A 5683-nucleotide genomic window follows, 5' to 3' on the forward strand; every position below is an offset into this window, starting at 1 on the left:
CCGGGGCTGCGGTTGGTGAACGGGTACTCGCCGGTCGAGTCGATGATCTTCACCTGCTGCCACACGGTCGAGGAGCGGGACACCACTGGTGCTTCGATCCCGGTGGGCAGGCCGGTGGCCGGCAAGGGTGTGTATGTGCTCGATGAGCGGCTGCGTCCGGTTCCGGTCGGTGTCGTCGGTGAGCTGTACATGGCGGGTGCGGGTCTGGCCCGGGGCTATGTGGGTCAGCCCGGGCTGACGGCCGAGCGGTTCATCGCCCACCCGTACGGGGCTCCCGGTGAGCGGGTCTACCGGACCGGTGATCTGGTGCGTTGGCGGGCGGACGGCGTCCTGGAGTTCCTGGGGCGTGCGGACGGTCAGGTGAAGATCCGGGGCTTCCGGGTCGAGCCGGGTGAGGTCCAGGCCGTGCTGATGCGCCACGGTGCCGTCCGGCAGGCGGCGGTCGTGGTCCGGGAGGACCGGCCGGGTGACAAGCGCCTGGTCGCCTACGTCGTCCTCGACGCGCTGACGTCTCCCGACGAGCTGCGGTCCCATGCCGCCGACCGGCTCCCCGAGCACCTGGTCCCCTCCGCCGTCGTCGTCCTCGACGCCCTGCCGCTCACCCCGAACGGCAAACTCGACCGCAAGGCCCTGCCCGCCCCCGACGTCAGCTCGACATCCGGGGGCCGTGCCCCGCGCACTCCGCGCGAGGAGGTGCTCTGTGGCCTCTTCGCCGACGTCCTCGGGATCCCGGACGTCGGAGTGGACGACGACTTCTTCCACCTCGGCGGACACTCCCTCCTCGCCGCCCGCCTGATCGGCCGCATCCGTCCCGCCCTCGGCGTCGAGGCCGGTATCCGCGACCTCTTCCAGGCACCCACCGTGGCCGCTCTCGCCCGCCGCCTCGACGGCGCCGAGCGGGCCCGGCCGGCCCTGCGGCCCTTCGAGCGCCCCGACGAGCTTCCGCTCTCGTACGCCCAGCAGCGCCTCTGGTTCCTGGACGAGGCCCAGGGCAGCGCGGGCGGCACCGCGTACAACCTCCCCTTTGCCGCCCGGCTCCACGGCACCGTCGACCCCGAGGCCCTCCAGGCCGCCCTCGGCGACCTCGCCGGCCGGCACGAGGCCCTGCGCACGCGCTTCCCCGCCGTCGACGGCCTGCCCCGCCAGACCGTCGTGCCGGCCGAGCAGGCCCGTCCGGCCCTCGTCGTCGACGACCGGCCCCGCACCCCCGAGGAGCTCACCGCCACCCTCCGTTCCGCCGCCGCCCACCGCTTCGACCTGGCAGGTGAACTCCCGCTCCGCGCACACCTGTTCACTGCGGACACGGACGAGCAGGTGCTGCTCCTGGTGATGCACCACATCGCCGCCGACGGCTGGTCCATGAACCCGCTGCTGCGCGATCTGGCCACCGCCTACGCGGCCCGCGCCGCCGGCGACGAACCCCGTTGGACGACGCTCCCGGCCCAGTACGCCGACTACACCCTCTGGCAGCGCGAGCTCCTCGGCGACGACACCGACCCGGACAGCCTCCTCGCCCGCCAACTGGACCACTGGCGCGCCACCTTGGCCGACCTTCCCGACCACCTCTCCCTGCCCACCGACCGCCCGCGCCCCGCCGATGCGCAGGCCGACTCCCGCAGTGAAGGGGCGCTGCTGCCCTTCCGGTTCGACGCCGAGCTGCACCGAAGCCTCCGTGAACTGGCCCGGGAGACCCACTCCACCCTGTTCATGGTCGTGCAGGCGGGCCTCGCCGCCCTGCTGACCCGCCTCGGCGCCGGGACCGACATCCCGCTCGGGACGGCCGTCGCCGGCCGCACGGACGAGGCCCTCGACGACCTCGTGGGCTTCTTCGTCAACACGCTGGTGCTGCGCACCGACACCTCGGGCGATCCGACGTTCCGGGAGCTCGTCGCCCGGGTCCGTGAGACCGACCTCGCCGCGTACGCCCACCAGGACGTGCCCTTCGAGCGGCTCGTCGAGGAGCTGAACCCCGTCCGGTCGCTCACCCGGCACCCGCTCTTCCAGATCATGCTCGTCCTCCAGAACACCGAGGAGACCGATGTACGCCTCGGCGACGCCACCGCGCGCCCCGAGCCGGTCCAGAACAGCGACGCCAAGTTCGACCTCTCCCTCGCCCTCAGTGAGACCCACGACCTCACCGGAGCGCCCGCCGGGCTCGACGGGGGTCTCGAATTCGCCACCGACCTCTTCGACACCGACACCGTGCGGACGCTCCTCGCCCGCCTCGAACGCCTCCTGCTCGCCGCCGTCTCCGACCCCGACCGGCCGCTCGGCACCCTCGATGTCCTCTCCGCCGACGAACGCCGCACCACCCTCACCACCTGGAACGACACCGCCGCCGACTATCCGCGCGACCGCACCGTGCACGAGCTCTTCGCCGCGCAGGCCGACCGCACGCCGCACGCCGTCGCCGTGATCTCCGGCGACGAGCGGATCGGATACGGGGAGCTCGACGCCCGCGCCAACCGCCTCGCCCACCACCTCACCGGCCTCGGCGTCACCCACGGAGACCTCGTCGGCGTCCTCGTCGACCGCGGCCCCGACCTCGTCACCGGCATCCTCGCCGCCCTCAAGTGCGGCGCCGCCTACGTGCCCCTGGACCCCGACCACCCCGAGGACCGGACCCGCTCCATCGTCGAGGAGGCCGGCGTCCGGACCGTCGTCAGCCACAACCGGCTCGCCGACCGGCTCCCCGGCGACGTCACCGTCGTCCGTACCGACGCACCCCACGACCGCGGGCTGATCGAGGAGAGCCCCGCCACGGCCCCCGACGTGCGGGTCCTCGCCGACGACATCGCCTGCGTCCTCTTCACCTCGGGCTCCACCGGCCGCCCGAAGGGCGTCGCCTCCCCGCACCGCGCCACCGTCCGCACCTTCTTCGGCCAGGACTACATCCACTTCGGTCCCGACGAGGTCTTCCTCCAGTGCGCCCCCGTCTCGTGGGACGGCCTCAGCCTGGAGATGTGGCCCGCCCTCCTGCACGGCGGCACCTGCGTCCTCGCCCCCGGCCAGAGCCCCGAGCCCACCGCTATCGCCGCCCTCGTCACCGAGCACGACGTGACCACCGTCTGGCTGTCCGCAGGGCTCTTCGCGGTCATGGCCGACACCCACCCGGAGGTGTTCCGCACCCTGCGCCAGGTCATGACCGGCGGCGAGGCACCCTCCGTGGCCCATCTCCTGCGCGTCCGGCGGGACTTCCCGCACCTGCGGCTCGTCCACGGCTACGGACCCGTCGAGTCCATGGTGTTCACCAACTGCCACCAGGTCACCGACGACGACACCGGACGGACCGTCATCCCCGTCGGCGGACCCCTCGCCAACACCCAGGTCCACGTCCTCGACGAGCACCTCCAGCCCGTACCCGCCGGCGTCGTAGGCGAGTTGTACGTCTCCGGCGACGGCCTCGCCCACGGCTACCGCCACCGCCCCGACCTCACCGCCGAGCGCTTCACCGCCCACCCCTACGGACCGCCCGGCGCCCGGATGTACCGCACCGGCGACCTCGTCCGATGGAGCGCCGACGGCGAGCTGGAGTTCGCCGGCCGGGCCGACGGCCAGGTCAAGGTGCGCGGCTTCCGGATCGAACCCGGCGAGATCGAGGCCGTCGCCGCCCGCCAGCCCGGCGTCGCGAACGTGGCCGTCGTCGTCCGTGAGGACCGGCCCGGGGACCGGCACGTCGTCGCCTACGTCGTCGGCGCCGCCGACCCGGCCGAACTGCGCGCCCACCTCTCCCGCACCCTGCCGACGCACATGGTGCCGTCCGCGGTCGTCTCCCTGGACGCCCTGCCCCTCACGCCCAACGGCAAGCTCGACCGCCGCGCCCTGCCGGCCCCCGACTTCGCGGCCGGCACCACCCACCGTGCCCCGCGCACCCCGCGCGAGGAGATCCTCTGCGGGCTGTTCGCCGAACTCCTCGGTCTCCCGGACGTCGGCATCGACGACGACTTCTTCGACCGGGGCGGCCACTCGCTCCTCGCCGCCCGACTGGCCGCCCGCGTCCGCGCCGCCCTCGGCGCGGAGATCACCCTCCGCGACCTCTTCGGCGCCCCGACCGTAGCGACCCTCGCCGAACGCCTCGACACCGCCGACCGGGCCCGCCCCGCGCTGCTCCCCGGCACACGGCCCGCCGAACTCCCCCTGTCCTACGCCCAGCAGAGACTCTGGTTCCTCGACCGGGCCGAGGACGGTGCCGCGTCCTACAACGTCGCCCACGCGCTGCGCCTCGACGGCCCGCCGGACCGGACCGCCCTCGCACTCGCGCTCTCCGACCTCGTCCACCGGCACGAGGCCCTGCGCACCGTCTTCCCCGAGGAGAACGGCCGCGTGCAGCAGCGGATCCTGCCGCACGAGGCGGCGCGCCCGGACCTCGCCGTGACGCTCCTGCCGGCGACCGGGACGGACGGCCTGCCGGCCACCCTGTCCGCCGAGGCCGCCCGAACCTTTGACCTGGCCGCCGAACTGCCCCTGCGCGCGACTCTGTTCGCGCCTGAAGGTGATGCGGGGGAGAGCGTCCTTCTCCTGGTGGTCCATCACATCGCTTGTGACGGTTGGTCGCTGGCTCCGCTGGTGCGCGATCTGGCGGTGGCGTACGGCGCTCGCGTGGACGGGGCCAGGCCCGAGTGGTCGCCGCTGCCGGTCCAGTACGCGGACTACGCGCTGTGGCAGCGCGAGCTGCTCGGTGATCCGGAGGACGCCGACAGCCTCCTCGCCCGTCAGACGGCCCACTGGAGGGCCGCGCTCGCCGGCGTCCCCGACACCCTCGTCCTTCCCGCGGACCGGCCCCGGCCCGCCGTCGCGAGCCACTGCGGCGACACCGTCCCCGTCCACCTCGAAGCGCGGCTCCACCAGGAGCTGCTGCGCCTGGCCCGTACCTCCGGCGGCACCCTGTTCATGGTCCTCCAGGCGGCACTCGTCGCCCTGCTGACCCGGCTCGGCGCCGGGACCGACGTCCCGCTCGGCACGCCCGTCGCCGGGCGTTCGGACGAGGCCCTGGACGATCTCGTGGGCTTCTTCGTCAACACGCTGGTGCTGCGGACCGACACCTCGGGCGATCCGACGTTCCGGGAGCTCGTCGCCCGGGTCCGTGAGACCGACCTCGCCGCGTACGCCCACCAGGACGTGCCCTTCGAGCACCTGGTCGAGGAACTCAACCCCACGCGCTCCCTCGCCCGGCATCCGCTCTTCCAGGTGATGCTCGTCCTCCAGAACAACGCCGACGCGGTACTCGAACTCCCCGGACTCGACGCCCGGATGGAGACCGTGCTGAACGGGACCGCCAAGTTCGACCTCACGGCCGCCTTCACCGAGACCCGGGACGGCGACGGCAACCCCTCCGGCATCACGGGAGCCCTCGAATACGCCGTGGACCTGTTCGACCGGGGCAGTGCCGAGGCGCTGGTGGCTCGTCTGGTGCGGTTGCTGGAGGCGGCCGTCGCGGCGCCGGATGCACGGATCGGCGATCTGGACGTCCTGGAGACCGACGAGCGGCACCGGCTGCTGCACGAGTGGAGCACCTCGGCCGACGGCTCGGGCTCGCACGAGGTCTGTGTTCACGAGCTGTTCGAGGAGCGGGCCGCCGTGTCGCCGGGGTCGACGGCGCTCGTCTTCGGTGATGTGCGCGTCTCGTACGGGGAGTTGGAGCGGGACGCGAACCGTCTGGCGCGGTATCTGGTGGCTCGGGGCG

At 73.4% G+C, this 5683-nt stretch carries 1 protein-coding gene; it reads left to right on the plus strand.

What is annotated here, in order from left to right; all coding sequences use genetic code 11:
• A partial coding sequence (locus IE124_RS33805) for a non-ribosomal peptide synthetase (RefSeq protein ID WP_440862330.1) occupies nucleotides 1–5683 on the plus strand: 5683 nt, incomplete at both ends.

This window comes from Streptomyces narbonensis (assembly GCF_014649015.1).
GTDB classification, from domain to species: domain Bacteria; phylum Actinomycetota; class Actinomycetes; order Streptomycetales; family Streptomycetaceae; genus Streptomyces; species Streptomyces narbonensis.